Source organism: Mycobacteroides sp. H003, assembly GCF_001440135.1.
GTDB lineage: Bacteria > Actinomycetota > Actinomycetes > Mycobacteriales > Mycobacteriaceae > Mycobacterium > Mycobacterium gwanakae.
Map to the genome: position 1 here is coordinate 95675 of NZ_LJYL01000024.1, position 22063 is coordinate 117737.

Consider the following 22063-nt stretch of genomic DNA (forward strand, 5'->3'; position numbering starts at 1 on the left):
GCGAAATGCAAACCAGCACCGATGCCCCGCGGCACCGACGCGAGCACGCCTCGGACCAACTGCCGTTACGTTCGCGCCTGTGGTTTCGCAATGCCGTCGCGGGAGTGATTGTCATCGCGGTGTTCTCCGGGGTATGGGCTGTCTCGTTCCGTGATTCGTGGCGGGACTATCGAGCGAGTGTGGTCCCACTCCATGTGATTGCGACCGGGCAGTCCGGGGAAGCATACGGACAGACGTGGCGCCTCGCCGGAGTGAAGCACCTCGGCAAAGCCCCGCGCGGAGCCAATGGGGTCATTCCGAAAGGGGCGGAACTGGCGGTGGTCACGATAGAACGCTCTGGCCCCGTTCCTCAGAACTTCTTCTGTGACGGAAGAATCACTGACGGTGAGCATCAGTGGCCGGAGGCTCCGTTCCTGTTGTATACGGTGACGCCCCCAGACGGTGTCGTCGATCACTGCGACAAACCGGGAAACCTTCAGTTCAGCTTCCTGGTGCCCGACGATGTGACCATGACCGCTGTCGACCTGGTGAACCCCGTAGGCGGCGGTGCCCAAATCTTGGTCAGATTTGAGCTGTCTTAGTTCTACCGATCGGCGACAACGGGATTTGCCGAGAGAGCGTCTTCCGAGTCGGCTGGGTAGTCGACAACCTCGTTGTCATGTAGCGCCGCCGCTTCCGCCTCTGCCTTTTCGACGCAATGGGCGAAGACAGATGCGATGACGCATACCCTCAGGGAGGAAACAAGAACACCTGAAATCGCCGTCAATACAGGCGCGACGCCATTCCAGAACGACAGCGGATGTGGGCCCAACATCCAGGCAAAACCACGGGTCAGGTATCCGCCAACCTGCATTTGCGTGGTGAGGAAACTGTCGGACATGTCCAGCCATGCCAAGCAGAGATACACCAGTACATAGCCAGACAGCAGGACTAGTCCTCCGTGCAACACCAGGCGCGCCGAATCGACAATAGGTTTAGCGCTGCCGAACTGCGATAGGAGCCAATCCTTGGCCTTACCCCTGGTCTGCTCGGACACCCTGCTAGTCACCCGACGCTGGACCTGATCCCGGGTGGGTGCGAGTCTGTCGGCCACCACCTGGCTGTCAATACCCGCCAGCCGCCGAAGCACTCCCCGCCAGCTGGCGTTACTGGACGAGCCATAAATGATGCCAGCGATAGCCAGCCAGATCAGGGGTACGGCCGCTGCTCCCCAGACGATATGCCACGCGTCACTAACAAAGCCCCAGAGAACCTCCAAAGGGCGAAAATGCGAGAACAGTTCGCTGCGCATTTCGTCAAACCAGACCACGATGCGGCGTTCCTTGAACCAGGCCGATGGGCTCAGGAAGAAGTTCACGCCCTTGCTGGCGGAGAAGGACAACACCAGGAAGACCCACAAGGCATCCAGGTACACCCTGATGAAAACAAACCACCCGGGCAGCCTGTTCTTGATGAATTTGAGGTTCAACACGAGCCGTAGTGCAAATGCACCGGCGATCAGTACCCAGACGTAATTCGTCACAGGAACATCCCCCAAGTTGACCACCTTGGTGCCGGTCGTCATGTGGGCGCCCACGCGGTGCCACATCGCCTTCTGCTCGTAGGTCAGCCAGTCGTCCTGGAACATCTTCCACGCCAGGTAGATAACAAAGAACGGCAGTACAACATTGGCGAATATGTCGACATTGCGCAGGGAGATCCTGGGCATGGCCGCCAACACCGGAATCGCCGAGCGCAGGACCAGGAACATCGCGATGATCGACCCCAGCCGGGCCAGACCCGCGAAGGGCATCAGTAGGTCGACCACGAGATAGTTGTTCCACGCATATTTGGCCGCCAGCTCGATGACGATGTTGCGCCCCAACAGGCCCAGCAGATAGCAAGCGGCCAGTTGAGGCAGGTACATCACCCAGAGACGCAGCGGTCGCAGCAACAGATTCCCCACCGCGCCATCGTAGAGCCTCGTATCACGGCGTCGCTTCCGATCCGGTGGCTGGGATTCGGTCAGCCCGATGGGCCCGCTGTGACAGGATATGCAGGCCCTCACCTGGGCAATATTGCGGATGATCGGTATCTAAGGAGCAGCTGTGTCCTTCAATCTCTCCTCCTTGACCAAGCCCGTCGCCCGCCTGGCCGCCACCGCGCAGAACGGGCTGGAGGTCCTGCGTCTCGGTGGACTCGAGACCGGCAGCACCGCGTCCTCGCACCAGATCATCGAGAGCGTCCCCATGTACCGGTTGCGCCGCTACTTCGCACCGGGGTCCTCCGGCGCCGAAGATGCCGGGCCCGTGGTCCTGATGGTGCACCCGATGATGATGGCCGCCGACATGTGGGACGTGACCCAGGACGGTGGCGCCGTAGGCATCCTGCACCGTGAGGGCATCGATCCGTGGGTCATCGACTTCGGCAGCCCCGACCGGATGGCCGGGGGCATGGAGCGCACCTTGTCCGATCACGTGGTGGCCGTCAGCGACGCCATCGAAACCGTGCACCGGATCACCGGCCGTCAGGTACACCTGGCCGGATATTCACAGGGCGGCATGTTCTGCTATCAGACTGCGGCACTGCGCAAGTCACGCACCATCGCGAGCATCATCACCTTCGGTTCGCCGGTCGACGCCAACGCCGCCATGCCCATGGGCATGCCCGCGGGGCTGTCGGCCGATATCGCCGAGTTCATGGCCGACCACATATTCAGCCGGTTCTCCATTCCGGCGTGGTCGGCGCGCATCGGGTTCCAGATGCTGGACCCGGTCAAGACGGTGAAGGGCCGTCTTGACTTCTTACGGCAGCTACACGACCGCGATGCGCTGCTCCCGCGCGAGCAGCAGCGCAAGTTCCTGGCCAACGAGGGCTGGATCGCCTGGTCCGGGCCCGCGATCGCGGAGCTGCTGCGCCAGTTCGTGGTGCACAACCGGATGACCACCGGCGGCTTCACCGTCAACGATCGCGTGGTCACGCTCAGCGACATCACCTGCCCGGTGCTGGCTGTGGTCGGCGAGGTCGACGACATCGGACAGCCGGCCTCGGTGCGCGGCATCCTGCGTGCCGCGCCGAAGGCCGACGTGTACGAATACCTCATCCGCGCCGGCCACTTCGGTCTGGTGGTCGGCTCGACCGCGGTGGCGCAGACCTGGCCGACGGTGAGCCAGTGGGTGCAATGGCGTGAGGGCGAGGCGTCCAAACCCCCGGCGGTCGACCTCATGTATGAGCACGAAAGCGGTCAGCTCGACGGCGGCGGTGTGCCACTCACGTCTCGGGTCGCCCACGGTTTGAGCACCACCACCGAGGTCGCCATCGCCGCCGCCCGCACCGCGGGAGCGGCTGCCGCGGCTGCCAACAAGTCGGTGAAATCCATTGCCGTCGAGGCGGTTCGTACACTGCCACGGTTGACGCGACTGGGCCAGATCCATGATCACACCCGAATCTCGCTGGGCCGGTTGATGACCGAACAGGCGCGCCGCACTCCTCATGGTGAGAGCTTCTTGTTCGACGGCCGGGTGCATACCTATGAGGCGGTGGACCGCCGCATCAACAACGTGGTCCGGGGCCTCATCCAGGTGGGTGTGCGCCAAGGTGTCCGGGTAGGTGTCCTGATGGAGACCCGGCCCAGCGCCCTGGTGGCGATCGCCGCGCTGTCCCGCCTGGGGGCCGTGGCTGTGCTGCTGCCGCCCGATGCGGACCTGGAAGTCGCGGTGAAGCTGGGGGAGATTTCCGAACTGCTCACCGATCCGCCGAACCTTCCTGTCGCACAGGGCCTTCCCGTGCATATCTTGGTACTTGGCGGTGGTGAGTCGCGCGATCTGTCCATTCCGGACGACGGCTCGATCATCGATATGGAGCAGATCGACCCCGATGCCGTCGAGCTGCCCGGCTGGTACCGGCCAGACCCCGGGCAGGCCCGCGATCTGGCTTTCGTGATGTTCAGCGGATACGGATCCCGGCTGGTTCCCAAGCAGATCACCAACCACCGGTGGGCGTTGTCGGCATTCGGTACCGCGTCGGCCGCCGCGCTGACGTCCAATGACACCGTGTACTGCCTCACGCCACTGCATCATCAGTCCGGCCTCTTGGTGAGCCTGGGCGGCGCGGTGGCGGGTGGCGCGCGAATTGCGCTGTCGCGCGGGCTCAATCCGGATCGTTTTGTCCAGGAGATCCACCAGTACGGCGTGACCGTGGTGTCCTACACCTGGGCGATGATGCATGAGGTCATCGACGATCCTTCGCTGGCGTTGGGTGCGCACCACCCGGTGCGGTTGTTCATCGGTTCGGGCATGCCGTCGGGTCTATGGCGGCGCGTCACCGAGAGATTCGCACCCGCCCATGTCGTCGAGTTCTTCGCGACGACCGACGGCGAAGCGGTGTTGGCCAACGTGTCCGGTACCAAAATCGGCAGCAAGGGGCGGCCACTGCCCGGCGGCGGCAAGGTTCGGCTGGCCGCATACGACCCTGTCGACGACGTCATCATCGAGGGGGAGGACGGGTTCGTGCAGATCGCCAAGCCCGGCGAGGTCGGTCTGCTCTTGGCGAAGCCACCCGGTGATGTGGATCCCGCGGCTGCGATTCGGCGCGGCGTGTTCGCGCCTGGCGATACCTGGGTGTCGTCGGAATCTCTCTTCCGTCGCGATGAGGACGGCGATTTCTGGATGCTCGACGGCCGAAACACCGCGATCCGTACCGCACACGGTGTTGTGTACGCCGAAGCCACCAGTCACGCACTGGGTTCGGTGAGTGCAATCGACCTGGTCGCGACGTACCCCGTGGAGTCCGGCGAGGCCAGCGTCGCGGTGACCGCTGTGGTGCTTCGCCCCGGCGAGGCGATATCGCCGGCGGATCTCGCGGAGGCCTTCGTGTCCGTGCCGATCTCGGAACGGCCGGACATCGTCAAGGTGGTACCCAATCTGCCCTTCAGCGCGACCTATCGTCCCTCCACCACACACCTTCGCGAATCGGGGTTGCCGAAACCGGGACGCCAGACCTGGTACTTGGACCCTGAATCCGGCGCGTACCACCGGTTAACCGCCGCGACGTACGACGCGCTTCAGGACGCCGCCCAGTAGCCCGCACAGGGCGCGCCAGCGCCGGTCCCATCGCCTTCCGCTGCTCATATGACGGGTTGTTGTTAGGCTGACGTCCGCGATACCGGAAGGAACTCGTCATGCCGACACGCCTACGTGCCCTTGCTGGCACAGCTCTGGCCTCCGCTGGCCTCTCCGCGGCCCTGGTGTTCGGGCCCGGTGTTGGCACGGCCAGCGCCGACGTATTGGACGACATCGCGCACGAGTACTCCACCGGAACCAGTGGTGGGCAGGTATCCAACCTGGTCCGCACCTCACTGCAGCTGCGTGCCAGGGGCGCCCAGGTCAGCTCGGCGCAGAACGACGCCCTCAAGGCTGCACTGGACAAACGCCCTAGCCAGATGCCGCTGATCAACACCCTGAAGTCGGTCATCGCAACACAGTCCCAGTTCCTCAAGGCCGCGCAGAAGCCGCAGCAGCCCGTTCACATCGGCATCAGCGGCACCAACGGGTCGAACAATCCGAACGGTGGACCGCCGAACGTCAGTCCCGGACCGGGTATCGGCGTCAGCGGTGGCGGCGGCCAGCAGATCTTCAACGAGAACATCCCGCTGGGCTGACACCACCGACATGCCTCTTGACGCTGCACTTCTAGACATCCTGGTCTGCCCCATCGATCGCGGGGCACTCCTGCTCATCGGTGGTGAGACGGATGGCCTTCTCTATAACCCCCGTCTGCGCAAGGCCTACCGGATCGAGAACTCCATCCCGGTGCTCCTGCCCGACGAGGCCCGCGAGGTGACCGACGAGGAGCACCAGCGCTTCACCGAGTGAAGACCGGTAGCTCGCCGGTCAGATACCGCTGAATGTTCGGTCCCACGGTGAGGGCTATCTCCTCAGCCGTCAGCGAGGCCAACGGCTCAACCTCCATGATGTATCGCGCCACCAGAATCCCGGCCATCTGCGTGATCGCGAACTCGGCGCGTAGTGCTCCGCTCCCGGCCGGGCTGTCCACGCGTTCGGCGATGATGTTGACCAGGACCTCGCGGAAGAAGACTCGAACCAGGCCGTCATCTGCGCCGCTGAGTGCCGACCGGAACAGTGCCAGCACGTTTGCGCCCAATTCCGAGTCCCAGAACGGGATGATGAGCCGCGGAATCGCGATTCCGAGTTCCTCGACGGGAATGTCCCACAGCGGTTGCAGCACCACCTGCGGATCGACCGGCAGCTGGACCACCTCGCGGAAAAGATCCAGCTTCGTGCCGAAGTAGTGGTGGATCAATGCGGGATCGACACCGGCATCAGAGGCGATGGATCGCATGGATGTCTTATCGATTCCATTAACTGAGAACAACTTTCGCGCGCTCGCGAGAATATCGTCGCGGGCGCTGCTCGTTCCTGGCCGACGGCCCGGCCGTTTGGGAGTCACGATGTCCGGCGGCGCAGCGTGACGGCGGCCCAACCTGATGCCACCGCGTTAGCTAACTCACCGACGGATGAACTCACCATGGGATGAATATGGGCTTGTCTGCGACGGCTGTCAAGGACAATCGTGGGGTGAGTGCCGCGATTCTGAGGACCCATCCCGCCAAGGCCGCGGTGCGCCTGCTCGGCGCCACCATCGAATCGCGTGGGGTCCTCGCGGTGATCGTCGAGGTTGAGGCTTACGGGGGTGTACCTGATGGGCCGTGGCCCGATCCCGCCTCACACTCGTTCCGCGGGCCGACGCCTCGCAACCGGGTGATGTTCGGGCCCGCCGGTCACCTCTACGTGTACCGAAGTCACGGAATTCATCTGTGTGCCAACGTGGTGTGTGGTCCGGACGGGGTCGCCGGCGGAGTGTTGATGCGGGCGGCGGCGATTGTGGATGGGACACCTCTGGGCTGGCAGCGCCGCCCGACCGCCCGTAACGACGCGGGTCTGGCTCGCGGCCCCGGAAATTTGGGCGCCGCGCTGGGGATCACCCCAGAAGACAACGGCGTCGACGTTTTCTCCGCTTCCAGCCCGGTGCGGGTCGTGTTGAGGCGCAAGCAGAAGGCCCAGTCGGGGCCGCGCGTGGGTGTGAGCACGGCGGCGGATCGTCCATGGCGATTCTGGCTGCCCGGATATCCGGAGGTATCCGTGTACCGGCGCAGTCCGCGCGCTCCGCAACCGGATACTGGTCCATATGCCTCGATTGACGTCTGAGGAACCGAGTGGCGGCCGCAGCGACTCTGGCGGAGTCGGTGCGCATGGCGCTCGATGTGCTCGCCGCACATTCCGGGCACGAGGAGACATCCGGCGCCTTGCGCAGAAGTCTCGAACTCGCCGCGCACGAGCGGCCGACTCCGGAACGGATCGCCTCTGCGCTCGGTGGCGGGTGGGTCGGGGAGGAGGCACTTGCCATCGGTATCTGGGCGGCTGCCGGTGCGCATGATTTCAAGGAATCCGGTTGTCGGTGAACCATTCCGGTGACTCCGATTCCGCCGGGTCCATCACGGTTAACCTCCTCGGTGCGATGTGGGGCGCACCGAGCCTGCCACCGGATTGGCTGGACCGGCTTGAACTGCGGGAGGTCATCGCGACCGTCGCCGACGACCTCCGCAGGCCTGCGGGACCACGATCGGATGAGCGGTATCCGGCACGCTGAACCCGATAAGGGATGATCGTTGCCGTGGTTTCCAACATTCTCGACGAGCTGACCTGGCGCGGTCTCATCGCGCAGACGACCGACCGCGACACCCTCGCGGCCGATATCGCGAAGGGGCCGATCAGCGTCTATGGGGGATTCGACCCCACCGCCGCAAGTCTGCACGCCGGGCATCTGGTGCCGCTGCTGACTCTAAGCCGATTCCAGCGGGCCGGGCATCGCCCCATCGTGCTGGCCGGTGGGGCGACCGGTCTCATCGGCGACCCGCGCGACACCTCCGAGCGCAGCCTGCATGGTGCGGACACCGTGGCACAGTGGGCTGATCGGATTCGCGGGCAATTGGAGCGTTTCGTCGAGTTCAATGACAGCCCAACCGGGGCCATCGTCGCGAACAACCTGGACTGGACCGGTCAGCTCTCCGCCCTGGAGTTCCTGCGCGATCTGGGCAAGCACTTCTCGGTGAATGTCATGCTCGACCGGGACACCATCCGGCGGCGCCTGGAGGGTGATGGCATCTCCTACACCGAATTCTCGTACATGCTGTTGCAGGCCAATGACTACGTGCAGCTGTACCGAAAGTACGGCTGCTCGTTGCAGATCGGCGGCTCGGACCAATGGGGCAACATCGTCGCCGGCGTCCGGCTGGCCCGCCAGCTCGACGGTGCCTCCGTGCACGCGCTGACCGTTCCGTTGGTGACGGCGGCCGACGGCACCAAGTTCGGTAAGTCCACCGGGGGCGGCAACCTCTGGCTCGATCCGGAGATGACGAGTCCGTACGCCTGGTACCAGTACTTCATCAACACCGCCGATGCCGACGTGGTGCGGTACCTGCGCTGGTTCACCTTCCTGACCGCCGACGAAGTCTCCGAGCTGGAGACCGCAACGGACGAGCGGGCACATGAGCGTGCCGCGCAGCGTCGTCTGGCCGCCGAGGTGACCACCCTGGTCCATGGTGAAAGCGCCACGCAGGCAGTCGAACTTGCCAGTGGGGCATTGTTCGGCCGGGGCGAGTTGGACCGGCTCGACGAGGGCACATTGACCGCTGCGCTCACCGAGGCCGGTAACGGTGAGCCTGCGCGGCTCGCCGACGGGGAACCCGACACCATCGTGGACCTGCTGGTGAGCAGCGGACTCTCGGAAAGCAAGGGTGCCGCACGCCGCACCATCAAGGAGGGTGGCGTCTACGTCAACAACACCAGAGTGGACGCCGAAGAGTGGACGCCCAGTGACGGCGACTACCTCACTGGTGGGTGGCTGGTGCTTCGCCGCGGAAAGCGCAACATCGCCGGGGTGCAGCGGGTACGCGGGTCGTAGATTTCGCTACACCCATTGGGGTTCAACGGATTCCTTCACCCTGCCGTCCACGCCGAAGACAAGGAAGCGAGTGAAGGTCCGCGCGAACCATCGATCGTGGGTGACGGCGATGACCGTGCCGTCGAAGGCTGCCAACGCATCTTCGAGCGCCTCCGCCGAATGCAGGTCCAGGTTGTCAGTCGGCTCGTCGAGCAGCAGCAGTGTCGACCCCATTAACTCCAGCAGTAGGATCTGAAACCGGCCCTGTTGTCCACCCGAGAGCGAGCCGAAGGTCTGCTCGGCCGACGGCGCGAGCCCGTAGCGGTCCAGGATCCGCGAGGCCTGCTCGCGACCGTGACCGGCCCGCCGTTCGTCCCCGTGATGCAGGATGTCGAGCAGCGTGCGTTCCATCAGGCCCGCGTGATGGTGTGTCTGCGCGAACCACCCCGGACGTACCCGCGCGCCCAGCCGTAGTCGTCCGGCGTGGCGCACGGCTTCGGGAATCATGTCGCCCACCGGCAACTGATCCGGCTCGGGGTCACTGCCCCCGCACGCCAGCAGGCGCAGGAAATGCGACTTGCCGGTGCCGTTACCGCCCAGGACCGCGACCCGATCGCCGTACCACAATTCGGCGTCGAATGGCTTTGTCAGACCGCTTAATTCGAGGTTCTCCGCGATCACGGCACGCTTGGCGGTGCGGCCGCCGCTAAGACGCATGCGGACGTTCTGGCGCAGTGGAACCGCTTCGGGTGGCCCTGCCTCATCGAAGCGGCGCAGCCGGGTCTCGGCCGCTTGCAGCCGGCTGGCCATATCGGAGTTGTACGCCGCCTTCTGCCGGTACATCAGCACCAGATCGCGTAGCGCCGAACGCTGTTCGTCCCAGCGGCGACGCAACTCGGCGAGCTTGGCGTTACGGTCCGCCCGCGCCTGATGGTACGTGGCGAACGACCCCGGGTGCACCCACAGTGTGGACCCGGCCCGGGTGGGTTCCAAGGTGGCGACCTGACTCGCCGCGTGATTGATCAGCTCGCGATCGTGACTGACAAACAGCACGGTCTTAGACGACTCCACGAGCCTGTCCTCGAGCCAGCGCTTGGCCGGGACATCCAGATAGTTATCGGGCTCGTCAAGTAGCAGCACCTGGTGCGGACCGCGCAGCAGCGATTCGAGCACCAGGCGTTTCTGCTGCCCGCCCGACAGCGTGTTGACCCCGCGAAATCTGGCCAGTTCGAACGGAATTCCTAAGGCAGCGGTGGTGTGTACGTCACATTCGGTCTCGAATTCATACCCGCCCACATCCGCCCAGTCGGCCAGCGCCTGGGCGTACGTGAGCTGATCTCGTTCGCTGTCACGTTCCATGAGTGCCAGCTCGGCGCGGTCCAAACGTTCGGCGGCCCCTCTGATGCGATCCGGCGCCACCGACAACAGCAGATCGCGGACGGTCGAGTCGTCACGAACGGAACCGATGAATTGCCGCATCACCCCGAGCTGCCCGCCCCGGGTGACGGCCCCGTCATGAGGATCGGTGTCGCCGGCGATGATGCGCAACAACGTCGTCTTGCCGGTCCCATTGGGGCCGATCAGCGCGGTTTTACTGCCTTCGCCTACCCGGAGGCTGACATCGTGGAGAAGCGCTCGGCCGTCCGGGAGGTGATAGCCGATGGCATCGAGCTGCACGTGGCCCATGGATGAGCCGCTTGCGCGCAGACCAGCGGACATGGCGTTCAGTCTGCGTAATGGGTCACGTGGATCGCCACCGAATTTCCGGCGAAGGGCCTGTTACCGGCATACTCGCGCTGTAAAGGAGGTGCCCGTGGACCAGCGAGGACCCAGGCAGCAGGGGCCCAGAAAACAAGGCCCGAGTCGCCCCGCGCGCGATTCAGGCGCGCGGCGCGATGACCGCGGTGGCGGTGCGGCGCGTCCGCGCCGGTCGGATGAGCGCAGCGGCGATCGCCCCCAGCGCAGTCAGGGATCCGGGCCCCGGCGCACGGATGAGCGCCAGGCGCCACGAAACTTCGGCCCACACATTCCTGACGAGGTCGAGGCCAAGCAGCTTGCGCCGGATGTCCGCGCCGAGCTACTCAGCCTCGACAAGAACACCGCCGACACGGTGGCCCGGCATCTGGTCGTGGCGGGCAACCTGCTCGACGAAGACCCGGAAGCGGCGCTGGAGCACGCCAAGGCCGCCAAGAGCCGTGCGGCCCGCATTGCGGGCGTCCGCGAAGCGCTCGGTATCGCCGCCTACCACTGCGGGGACTGGGCGCTGGCGTTGTCCGAACTGCGCGCGGCCAAGCGCATGGGCACCCGCTCGCCACTGCTGGCCCTCATCGCCGATTGCGAACGGGGAGTGGGCCGGCCCGAACGTGCCCTCGAACTTGCCCGCGGAGATGAGGCCAAGGCACTCACCGGCGATGCCGCCGACGAACTGCGCATTGTGACCGCCGGAGCGCGCGCCGACATGGGACAGCTTGATCAGGCGTTGGCGGTGCTGTCGACCCCCGCACCCGATCCGAAGCGTGTCGGTGTGGTCGCGGCGCGGCTGTTCTACGCCTACGCCGACATCCTCCTGGCCCTGGATCGCAAACCCGAAGCAGTGCAATGGTTCCTGCACGCGGCCAACGCCGATGTCGAAGGCCACACGGACGCCGAGGATCGGGCAGCCGAACTTGCCTGACACACTTGCCGGCGCCCACGACTGCCTGCTGCTGGATCTCGACGGCACGGTATTCCGGGGTTCCGAACCCACTCCGAACGCCATTGCCGCGTTGTCAGCCGCCGGCGATGCGCGGCAGCTATACGTCACCAACAACGCCAGCCGGTCCGCACCCGAGGTCGCCGAACACCTCACCTCCCTGGGCTTCATGGCCACCCCCGGCGACGTTGTCACCAGCGCCCAGAGTGCGGCCAGACTGCTCGCCGAGGCACTTGAGCGTGACGATGCGGTACTCGTGGTCGGCACCGAGGCGCTGGCCGCCGAGGTTGCGGCCGTTGGCCTCACCCCGGTGCGGAGCTTCGATGCGGCGCCACGTGCCGTGGTGCAGGGGCACTCCCCGGACACCTGCTGGACCACCCTTGCCGAAGCGGCACTCGCGATCCGGGCAGGCGCGTATTGGGTGGCGGCCAATGTCGACGCGACGCTGCCGACCGAACGTGGTCTGCTGCCGGGAAACGGGTCCATGGTCGCCGCGCTGCGCACCGCCACCGACGCCGATCCGATCGTGGCGGGCAAGCCGGGACGTGCACTCATCGAGGACGCACTGGCACGCGGAAGCTTCGCACGGCCGCTTGTCGTCGGCGACCGTCTCGATACCGATATCTCCGGAGCCAATGCCGCGGACTTACCCAGCCTCATGGTGCTCACCGGCGTCAACAGTGCTGTCGATGCGATCTGGGCGCACACCTCGCACCGACCCACCTTCCTGGGGACCGATCTGGGTGCATTGCACCTCCCTCAGACCGACGTACGTATCGAGCCGAAGCCGTCATGGCGGGTAACGGTGGATACCGGCCATGTGTCGGTCGGCGCCGTCGACGACGCCGGAACACCCCTGTCGCTGGCACAGTCACTGGCGGCCGCGGTGTGGGCAACAGGCTCAGCCCCGGCGATCAGGCCCATCGTGTCCACCGATGACCTGGCGGAACAGGCCTTGCAGGGTCTTTCTGCCGGATAGTGTGTCGTCGCCCCTGCCGCTCGGGGGCGATCCACTAGCCTTGAGCGCGATGACCACCCCGAACGATGTCGCCCGTCACGCTGCCGGACCTGATCCTGATGAGGTCAGGTCCCAGGTGCAGGCGCTGCTGGGTCAGCTCGACCAGCCTGCCGGCCTGGGCGAAACCGACGCCGAGCTGGATCTCGAAACCCAAGCCCAGGTCCTGGAACAGGCACATGACGTGTTGGTCCGAGCGCTGGAATCCGCGGAGCAGGGATAGTCATGGCCCGGCACGCCAGGGTCGACGCCGAGTTGGTGCGCCGCGGGCTCGCGCGGTCGCGACAGCAGGCGGCTGAGCTGATCGACGCGGGACGCGTGCGTATCGACGGCATACCCGCCGCGAAAGCCGCAACAGCCGTGCCTGCGACGGCTTCGCTTGTGGTGCAGGGGGAGGCCGAGGACAAGTGGGTCTCGCGTGGTGCCCACAAACTTCTCGGGGCGCTTGACGTCTTTGGCCCACAGGGACTTTCCGTCGAGGGCAAGCGCTGTCTGGATGCTGGTGCCTCGACGGGCGGTTTCACCGAGGTGCTGTTGCGCTCGGGTGCTCGTGAAGTTGTTGCCGCCGACGTCGGGTATGGGCAACTGGCCTGGGCCCTGCAGTCCGACGACCGGGTCACCGTGCTGGACCGCACCAATGTGCGCACCCTGACACCCGAACTGATCGGCGGGTCGGCACAACTGATCGTGGCCGACCTGTCCTTCATATCGCTCGGACTGGTACTCGATGCGCTGATCGCTTGTGCCACAGACGATGCCGATATCGTGCCCATGGTCAAACCCCAGTTCGAGGTGGGTAAGGAACTCGTCGGCGCGGGAGGCGTGGTGCGTGACCCGCAACTACGCATCGATGCCGTGGTCTCTGTCGCCCACCGCGCCAGGACGCAGGGTTGGCATACCGCTGGCGTGACGGCCAGCCCACTGCCCGGACCATCCGGAAACGTCGAATACTTTCTCTGGCTGCGGAACACAGATTCCGGCCTGGATATCGAAACAGCAGTCGCCGATGCAGTATCGAGGGGACCCCAGTAATGAGCGAACGCAAGATTCTGCTCGTCGCGCACACCGGGCGCGACGAGGTTACCGAGACTGCCCAGCGAGTCGCGAAAACGCTGGGCGAGAACGGTATCGCCTTGCGGGTGTTGTCCGCTGAGGCCATCGATCGTGGCCCCGTGCATTTGGACCCCGCCGAATTCCGCTCCCTCGGTGTCGATGTCGAGGTTGTCGACGCGGATGAGAATGCCGCCACCGGGTGTGAACTGGTGCTGGTACTGGGCGGGGACGGCACTTTTCTGCGGGCCGCGGATCTGGCACGTAGTGCGACCGCGCCGGTGCTCGGAGTCAACCTGGGCCGCATCGGGTTTCTCGCCGAGGTCGAGGCCGAGGCGCTCGATGCCGTGCTCACCCATGTGGTTGAGGGCACCTACCGCGTCGAGACCCGGATGACGCTGGACGTCCTGGTTCGCATTGGCGGCGAGGTTGTCGAGCGTGGCTGGGCGCTTAACGAGGTCAGTATCGAAAAGGGCCCCCGGCTGGGTGTGCTCGGCGTGGTGCTGGAGGTGGATGCCCGTCCGGTCTCCGCCTTCGGATGCGACGGAGTGCTGGTCTCGACGCCGACCGGATCAACGGCTTACGCCTTCTCGGCGGGCGGACCGGTCGTCTGGCCGGATCTGGACGCAATCCTCGTGGTGCCCAACAACGCTCATGCCTTGTTCGCCCGGCCCATGGTGATCAGTCCTGCGTCCACCGTCGCCGTCGAGATCGAAGCCGATGGGCATGACGCGCTCCTGTTCTGTGATGGACGTCGAGAGATCAGAGTGCCACCGGGAGGACGCGTCGAGGTGGTGCGCGGTCATCAGCCGGTGCTGTGGGCACGCCTGGACAGCAAGCCTTTCGCGGACCGGATCGTCCGCAAGTTCCAGTTGCCCGTCAAGGGCTGGCGGGGAAGGTAGTCGTGCTCACCGAGATTCGCATCGAGTCCCTTGGCGCAATACCCGCTGCGACCGCGGAGTTCGACAGTGGTTTGACCGTGCTGACCGGTGAGACCGGAGCCGGCAAGACCATGGTGGTCACGAGTCTGCATCTGCTCGGTGGCGCCCGCGCCGACGCCAATCGGGTGCGGGCGGGCGCCGACCGCGCCGTAGTGGAGGGCCGGTTTCTCACAACCGATCCGCTGGGCGCCGAACCAGCCGACGTTACCGAGATCCTGGATTCCTCAGGGGCGCAACGGGATGACGACGGTAGCGTGATCGCCGCGCGTTCGGTGACCTCCGACGGGCGTTCACGCGCATATCTGGGTGGACGCAGTGTGCCCGCCAAATCGCTGGCCAGCTTCACCGCGGGACTGCTCACGGTGCACGGGCAGAACGACCAGCTGCGGCTGATGCGCCCGGAGCAGCAGCTCGCCGCGCTGGACAGGTTCGCCTCGGAAGGGCCGGGCAGCATCGAGGCGCTGCTCACCACCTATCGCACGCTGCGTGAGGAGTGGCTCACCGCGCGGCGCGACTTGATCGACCGCACCAACCGGGCGCGTGAGCTCGCGCAGGAGGCCGATCGACTCGGGTTCGCGCTCAACGAGATCGACACCGTCGATCCCAAGCCGGGTGAGGACGACCAGCTCACCGCCGACATCCATCGCCTGTCCGAACTCGATGCGCTGCGCGATGCGGCCGGCTCGGCACGTGGTGCGTTGGCGGGTACGGACTCGGATGGCGGCGATGACGATTCGGATTCGGCGATCGACCGCATCGCCAAGGCCAAAGTTCTGCTGGAGGCCACCGATGACGCGGCCCTGCAAGCCCTGGCGCCACAATTGGCCGAGGCGCTTGCGGTGGTCAGTGATGTCGCCCGCGAGTTGACCGCGTTCACCGACGAATTACCCAGCGATGCAAGCACACTCGAAGAGAAGCTGGCACGCCAGGGGCTGCTGCGTACGTTGACCCGCAAGTACGCCGCCGACCTGGGCGGGGTGATCGCCTGGGCGCAGGAGGCGCGCGGCAGGCTGGCCGAGGTCGACACCTCCGAGGAGACGCTTAACGCCATCGCTGCCCGTGTGGATCGGCTCGCCGGTGAACTGGCTGTCGCGGCAACGGCTCTGAGCAAGGCGCGCACGAAGGCCGCGAAGGCGCTCGGTAAGGCCGTCACCGCCGAGCTGGCCGGCCTGGCGATGGACCGTGCGGTGTTCACCATCGCCGTGGAGCCCATCGCGGCCCGGGCCGATGACTCGGCGCCGTTGGCGCTGCCGTCCGGGCAGACCGTGCACGCGGGATCAGCGGGTACCGACGCCGTCGAATTCGGATTCGCCGCCCATCGTGACAACCCGCTACTGCCGCTGGCCAAGAGCGCATCCGGGGGTGAGCTCTCGCGCGTGATGCTGGCCCTCGAAGTGGTGCTGGCCGCCTCGACCGCCGGCACCACCATGGTGTTCGACGAGGTCGATGCTGGGGTGGGTGGCCGTGCGGCCGTGCAGATCGGTCGACGGTTGGCCAAGCTGGCACACACGCATCAGGTGATCGTGGTGACGCACCTGCCGCAGGTCGCGGCCTTCGCCGATATCCACCTCACGGTTGACCGGGTGAACAGCAAGGGCAGCGGTGTGCGCCGTCTGGATGATGAGGACCGGGTCGCCGAACTGGCCCGCATGCTCGCCGGTCTCGGCGACTCCGACACCGGCCGGGCGCATGCCCGCGAGTTGCTCGACGCGGCCCGCTCCGAGCGGGGCTGAGACTCCTTCGCAAACAATCACAGAGCACGACCCGCGGAAAGTCAGCGGTACTGGAGTGACTAATGTGACAGGTGTTACGGCGCGCCTCCACAGGCTCGACGGCCCATCGCGTCATGATCACCTTCATGAACTTGACCACGATGCTCACGCGAAGCAGCAGCTCCAGGCCCGGCATCGTCGGAACAGTGCGTACCGACAGGGACATCAACAAGCTGCTGCAACGCCTCAATCCGGGTGATATCGCCGTCATCGACATCCTCGATCTGGATCGCATCACGGCCGATGCTTTGGTCGACGCCCGGGTGAGCGCCGTCGTCAACGCTTCGCCGTCGATCTCCGGCCGGTACCCGAATCTGGGACCCGAGGTGCTCGTCGCCAACGGCATCATCCTTATCGACAGCATCGGACCCGAGGTCTTCAAAAAGGTCAAGGACGGCTCCACGGTTCGGGTGCACAACGGCGGTATCTACAACGGCGATCGCCGTCTGATCGCGGGAACTCCACGCACCGATGCGGACGTGCACGACCTCATGACCGAGGCGAAGACTGGATTGGTCGCGCACCTGGAGGCCTTCTCCGGCAACACCATCGAATTCATCCGCAGCGAGAGCCCGTTGTTGATCGACGGCATCGGCATCCCGGACGTCGATGTCGACCTGCGCAACCGGCACGTCATCGTGGTGTCCGACGGCGCGGGTGCGGTGTATGACCTGAAGAACCTCAAGCCTTTCATCAAGGAATACCAGCCGGTTCTCATCGGAGTCGGAGGTGGTGCGGACATCCTGCGCAAGGCCGGGTACCGGCCGCTCATCGTGGTGGGCGACCCGTTGTTGATGAGCAACGATGTCCTGAAATCCGGTGCGCAGGTGGTGCTTCCCGCCGACGCCGACGGACACGCCGCCGGGCTCGAGCGCATCCAGGACCTGGGAGTCGGCGCGGTCACCTTCCCGGCCGCGGGTTCGGCGGCGGACCTGGCGCTGCTGCTGGCCGACCATCACGGAGCATCGTTGATCGTCACCGTGGGCCACACCGCATCCATCGAGGAGTTCTTCGATCGCGAACGGCAGCAATCCAATCCGTCGACATTCCTGACCCGGCTCAAGGTCGGCGCCAAGCTCGTCGACTCCAAAGCCGTTGCGACGCTGTACCGCAACCGGTTCTCCGGTGGGGCCATCGCCTTGCTGATCCTCGCGGTGCTGGTTGCCGTGATCACCATGCTGTGGGTCACCAGCGCGGGCGACAGCGCCGCGGAATGGCTGCTCGCGTATTGGAACCGGTTGACCGTCTGGGTGCAGAACCTAGTCAGCTGAGTTACCCGTGATTACCCTGCGCCAGCACGCAATATCCCTCGCTGCGGTTTTCCTCGCACTCGCGGTGGGAGTCATACTCGGTTCCGGTCTGCTTAATGACACCCTGCTGTCCGGTCTGCGCGACGACAAGCGCACCCAGCAGCGGCAGATTGAGGACCTGAATCAGGACAAGAACGCCCTCAAAGAGAAACTCAACGCGGCAAGCAACTTCGATGCCACCATGGCGCCTCGGATGGTCTCTGGCGCCCTGGGTGATCGCAAGGTCGTGCTGATCACCACCCCGGAGGCCGACCGCGCCGATGTCGACGGCATCGCGCAGCTGATCGCCACCGCGGGCGGATCGGTATCGGGCCGGATCGGGTTGACCGATCAATTCACCGATGCCAACCAGGGCGAACGGCTGCGCACCATCGTGAACTCGTCGATCCTGCCCGCCGGTACCGCACTGCGTACCGATGTCGTCGATCAGGGCTCGCAGGCGGGTGACCTGGTGGGCATCGTGTTGCAGGTCCCGAAAGATCCGGCACCACCGGTGACCGATGAGCAGCGTGACATCGCCCTGTCGGCACTGCGTCAGAGCGGGTTCATCACCTATACCGACGGACAGGTGTCGGCGGGGAACCTCGCGGTGATCGTGACCGGGGGAGCGCTGCCCAACGACGCCGGAAACAAGGGTTCCACCGTCGCGCGATTCGCCGCCGCGCTGGATCGGCGCGGTTCCGGCGCCGTGCTCGCCGGACGCAGCGGGTCGGCCGACGGCATCGCGGCGATTGCCGTGACCCGGGCCGACAGCTCCATGGCCTCCGCGGCGAGCACCGTCGACGACATCGAGATGGCCTCGGGCCGTATCACCACCGTCTTGGCGCTGCGGGAACAGTCCGAGGGCCGCTCGGGCCGGTATGGACTGGGGCCGGGAGCTACCTCCATCACGGTGCCGTAGAAGATCCGAAAAGGGGATCTAGCCCACACCGCGCGGCGTGTTCAGCGCGGGTTGTCGGCGTGTTTGTTAGGGTGAGGTTCCGTGGGTCAGCAGGGCCCCGAGCTAGTCAGAATTGCCCTGCGCAGTCGTCACGGGAGCCAAGTTGGCAGGTCTACGCAAGCATCCTCAATCCGCCACCAGGCACCTCTTCGTCAGCGGCGGTGTGGCCTCCTCGCTGGGCAAGGGACTGACCGCCTCCAGCCTCGGGCAACTTCTCACGTCACGTGGTTTGCAAGTGACCATGCAGAAGCTCGACCCGTACCTGAACGTGGATCCGGGCACCATGAACCCGTTCCAGCACGGCGAGGTTTTCGTGACCGAGGATGGTGCTGAGACCGATCTCGATGTCGGGCACTACGAGCGCTTCCTGGACCGCGACCTGTCCGGGTCGGCGAATGTCACTACGGGGCAGGTTTATTCGTCCGTCATCGCCAAAGAGCGACGTGGTGAGTACCTCGGCGACACCGTACAGGTGATCCCGCACATCACCGATGAGATCAAGAGCCGGATTCTGGCCATGGCCGAACCCAACGAAAAGGGACAGCGGCCCGACATCGTTATCACCGAGATCGGCGGCACGGTCGGCGACATCGAGTCGCAGCCGTTCCTGGAGGCCGCGCGCCAGATCCGGCACGACGTCGGCCGCGACAACGTCTTCTTCCTGCACGTTTCCCTGGTGCCGTACTTGAAGCCGTCCGGCGAGCTCAAGACCAAGCCCACGCAGCACTCGGTTGCCGCGCTGCGCAGCATCGGCATCACCCCCGACGCGCTGATCCTGCGCTGCGACCGGGAGGTGCCCGAGCCGCTCAAGAACAAAATCGCGCTCATGTGCGACGTCGACGTCGACGGTGTCATCTCCACACCGGACGCCCCGTCCATCTACGACATCCCGAAGGTGCTGCATCGCGAGGAACTCGACGCCTATGTGGTGCGCCGACTGAACCTGCCCTTCCGTGACGTCGATTGGACCGAGTGGGGCGATCTGCTGCAGCGCGTCCACGAGCCCAGCGAAACCGTACGAATCGCGTTGGTGGGTAAGTACATCGATCTGCCCGACGCGTATCTGTCGGTCACCGAGGCGCTGCGCGCCGGAGGATTCCGGCACCGCACGAAGGTCGACATCAAGTGGGTGCCTTCGGACGACTGCGAGACCGAGGCCGGTGCGCAGACCGCGCTCGGCGATGTCGACGGCGTGCTGATCCCCGGCGGTTTCGGCATCCGGGGCATCGAGGGCAAGCTCGGCGCCATCCGCTACGCCCGCAAGCGGCGTATCCCGATGCTGGGCCTGTGCCTGGGGTTGCAGTGCATGGTGATCGAGGCGGCACGCTCGGCGGGCCTGGCCGACGCCAACTCGGCCGAGTTTGATCCCGACACCCCGAGTCCGGTTATCGCCACCATGGCCGATCAGGTGCGGGCAGTTGCCGGTGAGGCGGATCTGGGCGGAACGATGCGCCTGGGTGCCTACCCCGCGGTCCTGGAAGCCGATTCGATCGTCGCCGAGGCGTACGGAACGACCGAGGTATCCGAGCGGCACCGGCATCGCTACGAGGTAAACAACCCCTACCGGGACAAGATCGCCGAAAGCGGCCTGCGGTTCTCCGGCACATCGCCGGACGGGCACCTGGTGGAGTTCGTCGAGTACCCGAGGGACGTCCATCCGTTCGCGGTCGCCACCCAGGCCCACCCCGAACTCAAGAGCCGTCCCACCCGCCCACATCCGTTGTTCGTCGCGTTCATCCGCGCAGCAATGGAATACAAAGCGGCCGAGCGTCTTCCGTTGGATCCTGACAGTGAGTAGCGGGGCCTCCGGGGAGGGCGAACGCCACGAGTTCGTCACCCTGGAGTCCGAGCCCATGTACGTGGGCGGCATTCTGGCGTTGCGCCGCGACCGTGTCGCGATGCCCGGCGGCGGAAGTGCGACCCGAGAGGTCGTCGAGCATTACGGGGCTGTCGCGGTCGCCGCGGTGGATGAGGTGGGGCGGGTCGCGCTGGTGCATCAGTACCGCCATCCGCTCGGGCACCGGCTATGGGAACTGCCCGCCGGCCTGCTGGACATCGCGGGGGAGGACACCCAGCTGGCCGCCGCGCGCGAGCTGCAGGAAGAGGCAGGCGTCGAGGCCACCACCTGGCGGGTGCTCGTGGACGCGGCCGCTTCACCCGGGTTCACCGACGAGGTGGTCAGGGTCTTTCTGGCCACCGGGCTGTCACATCCGGGACGCGGTGAAAGTCATGACGAAGAGGCCGACATGACGGTGCACTGGGTGCCGCTGGCTGAGGCGGTGTCCATGGTGCTCGCCGGTGAAATCGTGAATGCTATTGCCGCGGCGGGCATTCTGGCCGCACATGTGGCCCTCTCCGGTCACCACACCCGCGCCTCGGACGCCCCCTGGCCGGACCGGCCTACGGCCTTCGCGGAACGTAAGGCCCGAATGTGACGGTGGCGGTCCCGCTCCTAGACGGTGAGATCCAGTCCTATCTGGATCACCTCGACGTGGAACGCGGCGTCGCCGCGAACACACTGAGCTCATACCGTCGCGATCTGCGCCGCTATCAGCAGCATCTCGCCGACCGCAAAATCGACCGTCTCGCCGATGTGTCCGAACCCGATGTCAGCGATTTCGTGGTGACGCTGCGCCGGGGTGACCCCGAGCATGGCGTGCCCGAGCTGTCCGCGTCCTCGGCCGCGCGCGCGTTGATCGCCGTGCGTGGGCTGCACCGGTTCGCGGCCATCGAAGGGCTGGTACCGACGGACGTCGCCCGCGCCGTCAAACCGCCGACCCCCAACCGGCGGCTGCCCAAAAGCCTCACCGTTGACCAAGTCGAGGCCTTGTTGGCCGCCGCGGGCGGAGCCGCCACGGACGGCCCGCTCGATCTGCGTAACCGTGCACTGCTGGAACTGCTGTATTCGACCGGCGCCCGGATCTCGGAGGCGGTGGGGCTCGATGTCGACGATGTCGACGTTCAGGCCCGCTCGGCATTGCTCTGGGGCAAGGGCGGCAAGCAACGGCTGGTGCCCGTGGGGCGCCCCGCCGTGGAAGCGCTCCAGGCGTACCTGGTGCGTGGCCGTCCGGACCTGGCGCGACGAGGGCGCGGGGGTGTGCCCGCCCTGTTCCTGAACTCGAGGGGCGGACGGCTCTCACGTCAAAGCGCCTGGCAGGTACTTGCCGATGCCGCCGAACGCGCCAAGATCAGCGCGGCCGTATCGCCGCACACGCTGCGGCACTCCTTTGCAACGCACCTTCTGGAAGGCGGTGCCGACGTTCGCGTCGTGCAGGAGCTCCTCGGCCATGCTTCGGTCACGACGACACAGATCTACACGCTGGTCACCGTCAGTTCGCTGCGCGAAGTGTGGGCTGGTGCACATCCCCGCGCCCGATAGTGCCGACTCCATGCGCGGGTTGCC

Annotated in this window: 19 protein-coding genes and 2 pseudogenes; 18 read left to right on the forward strand and 3 right to left on the reverse strand. The window is 65.8% G+C overall.

The window, feature by feature from the left end; all coding sequences use genetic code 11:
• Positions 1 to 5 precede the first annotated feature (5 nt).
• Positions 6 to 581, forward strand: a complete 576-nt coding sequence (locus tag AOT87_RS29390) for a hypothetical protein (protein ID WP_070940596.1) — start codon at positions 6 to 8, stop codon at positions 579 to 581.
• 2 nt (positions 582 to 583) lie between these two features.
• Here AOT87_RS29390 and AOT87_RS17320 read toward each other — a convergent pair whose 3' ends face one another.
• Positions 584 to 1906, reverse strand: coding sequence for a hypothetical protein (locus AOT87_RS17320; protein ID WP_057968415.1), 1323 nt, complete (start codon positions 1904 to 1906; stop codon positions 584 to 586).
• Positions 1907 to 2087: 181 nt separating this feature from the next.
• On the opposite strand from AOT87_RS17320, the gene AOT87_RS17325 reads away from it, so the two are divergent.
• From AOT87_RS17325 to AOT87_RS17335, 3 genes are all read left to right on the forward strand, one after another.
• Positions 2088 to 5060, forward strand: coding sequence for an acyl-CoA synthetase (locus AOT87_RS17325; protein WP_057968391.1), 2973 nt, complete (start codon positions 2088 to 2090; stop codon positions 5058 to 5060).
• A gap of 98 nt (positions 5061 to 5158) precedes the next feature.
• Positions 5159 to 5638: a hypothetical protein gene (locus AOT87_RS17330; protein WP_030098033.1), complete on the forward strand. Its 480-nt coding sequence runs from the start codon at positions 5159 to 5161 to the stop codon at positions 5636 to 5638.
• Between the two features lie 10 nt (positions 5639 to 5648).
• Complete coding sequence (locus AOT87_RS17335; protein WP_057968392.1) at positions 5649 to 5852, forward strand: Trm112 family protein; 204 nt, start codon at positions 5649 to 5651, stop codon at positions 5850 to 5852.
• Here AOT87_RS17335 and AOT87_RS17340 read toward each other — a convergent pair.
• Positions 5842 to 6447: a TetR family transcriptional regulator gene (locus AOT87_RS17340; protein ID WP_057963944.1), complete on the reverse strand. Its 606-nt coding sequence runs from the start codon at positions 6445 to 6447 to the stop codon at positions 5842 to 5844. The two genes, AOT87_RS17335 and AOT87_RS17340, sit on opposite strands and share 11 nt — an antisense overlap.
• A 128-nt stretch (positions 6448 to 6575) precedes the next feature.
• On the opposite strand from AOT87_RS17340, the gene AOT87_RS17345 reads away from it, so the two are divergent.
• The 3 genes and pseudogenes from AOT87_RS17345 (at position 6576) to tyrS (ending at position 8961) form a co-directional block, all read left to right on the forward strand.
• Positions 6576 to 7205 carry a DNA-3-methyladenine glycosylase gene (locus AOT87_RS17345; protein ID WP_078322690.1) on the forward strand — a complete coding sequence of 210 codons (630 nt, stop codon included), beginning with the start codon at positions 6576 to 6578 and terminating at the stop codon, positions 7203 to 7205.
• A gap of 56 nt (positions 7206 to 7261) precedes the next feature.
• Positions 7262 to 7647, forward strand: a pseudogene (locus tag AOT87_RS28440) (ADP-ribosylglycohydrolase family protein).
• 12 nt (positions 7648 to 7659) lie between these two features.
• Positions 7660 to 8961 carry a tyrosine--tRNA ligase gene (tyrS, locus tag AOT87_RS17360; protein ID WP_057968395.1) on the forward strand — a complete coding sequence of 434 codons (1302 nt, stop codon included), beginning with the start codon at positions 7660 to 7662 and terminating at the stop codon, positions 8959 to 8961.
• Between the two features lie 6 nt (positions 8962 to 8967).
• Here the strand turns inward: tyrS and AOT87_RS17365 are convergent, their stop codons facing one another.
• On the reverse strand, positions 8968 to 10626 hold the full coding sequence (locus AOT87_RS17365; protein WP_057968417.1) for an ATP-binding cassette domain-containing protein: 1659 nt from the start codon (positions 10624 to 10626) through the stop codon (positions 8968 to 8970).
• Positions 10627 to 10966: 340 nt separating this feature from the next.
• On the opposite strand from AOT87_RS17365, the gene AOT87_RS17370 reads away from it, so the two are divergent.
• The 11 genes and pseudogenes from AOT87_RS17370 (at position 10967) to xerD (ending at position 22039) form a co-directional block, all read left to right on the forward strand.
• Entirely contained in the window at positions 10967 to 11614 is a 648-nt protein-coding gene (locus AOT87_RS17370) for a hypothetical protein (protein WP_030098026.1), read from the forward strand.
• Complete coding sequence (locus AOT87_RS17375; RefSeq protein WP_057968418.1) at positions 11607 to 12611, forward strand: HAD-IIA family hydrolase; 1005 nt, start codon at positions 11607 to 11609, stop codon at positions 12609 to 12611. Before AOT87_RS17370 ends, AOT87_RS17375 begins: the two co-directional genes overlap by 8 nt.
• A gap of 49 nt (positions 12612 to 12660) precedes the next feature.
• Positions 12661 to 12870: a hypothetical protein gene (locus AOT87_RS17380; RefSeq protein WP_057968396.1), complete on the forward strand. Its 210-nt coding sequence runs from the start codon at positions 12661 to 12663 to the stop codon at positions 12868 to 12870.
• Positions 12871 to 12872: 2 nt separating this feature from the next.
• On the forward strand, positions 12873 to 13679 hold the full coding sequence (locus AOT87_RS17385; RefSeq protein WP_030098023.1) for a TlyA family RNA methyltransferase: 807 nt from the start codon (positions 12873 to 12875) through the stop codon (positions 13677 to 13679).
• Positions 13679 to 14599 (forward strand): NAD kinase, encoded by a 921-nt coding sequence (locus tag AOT87_RS17390; protein ID WP_057968397.1) that lies wholly within the window; start codon positions 13679 to 13681, stop codon positions 14597 to 14599. The genes AOT87_RS17385 and AOT87_RS17390 overlap by 1 nt, the downstream gene beginning before the upstream one ends.
• 2 nt (positions 14600 to 14601) lie before the next feature.
• The gene (gene recN, locus AOT87_RS17395) at positions 14602 to 16371 is read left to right on the forward strand and encodes a DNA repair protein RecN (protein ID WP_057968398.1); all 1770 of its coding nucleotides are present in this window, start codon (positions 14602 to 14604) and stop codon (positions 16369 to 16371) included.
• A gap of 125 nt (positions 16372 to 16496) precedes the next feature.
• A complete protein-coding gene (gene steA, locus AOT87_RS17400) occupies positions 16497 to 17681 on the forward strand; it encodes a putative cytokinetic ring protein SteA (protein WP_057968419.1) in 1185 nt (394 codons plus the stop codon).
• Between the two features lie 7 nt (positions 17682 to 17688).
• Positions 17689 to 18621: a copper transporter gene (locus AOT87_RS17405; RefSeq protein ID WP_057968399.1), complete on the forward strand. Its 933-nt coding sequence runs from the start codon at positions 17689 to 17691 to the stop codon at positions 18619 to 18621.
• 142 nt (positions 18622 to 18763) lie between these two features.
• Positions 18764 to 20443: pseudogene (locus AOT87_RS17410) on the forward strand (CTP synthase); the annotation flags it as partial.
• A gap of 7 nt (positions 20444 to 20450) precedes the next feature.
• On the forward strand, positions 20451 to 21095 hold the full coding sequence (locus tag AOT87_RS17415) for an NUDIX hydrolase (protein ID WP_078322678.1): 645 nt from the start codon (positions 20451 to 20453) through the stop codon (positions 21093 to 21095).
• On the forward strand, positions 21092 to 22039 hold the full coding sequence (xerD, locus tag AOT87_RS17420) for a site-specific tyrosine recombinase XerD (RefSeq protein ID WP_030098016.1): 948 nt from the start codon (positions 21092 to 21094) through the stop codon (positions 22037 to 22039). Before AOT87_RS17415 ends, xerD begins: the two co-directional genes overlap by 4 nt.
• Positions 22040 to 22063: the final 24 nt, after the last annotated feature.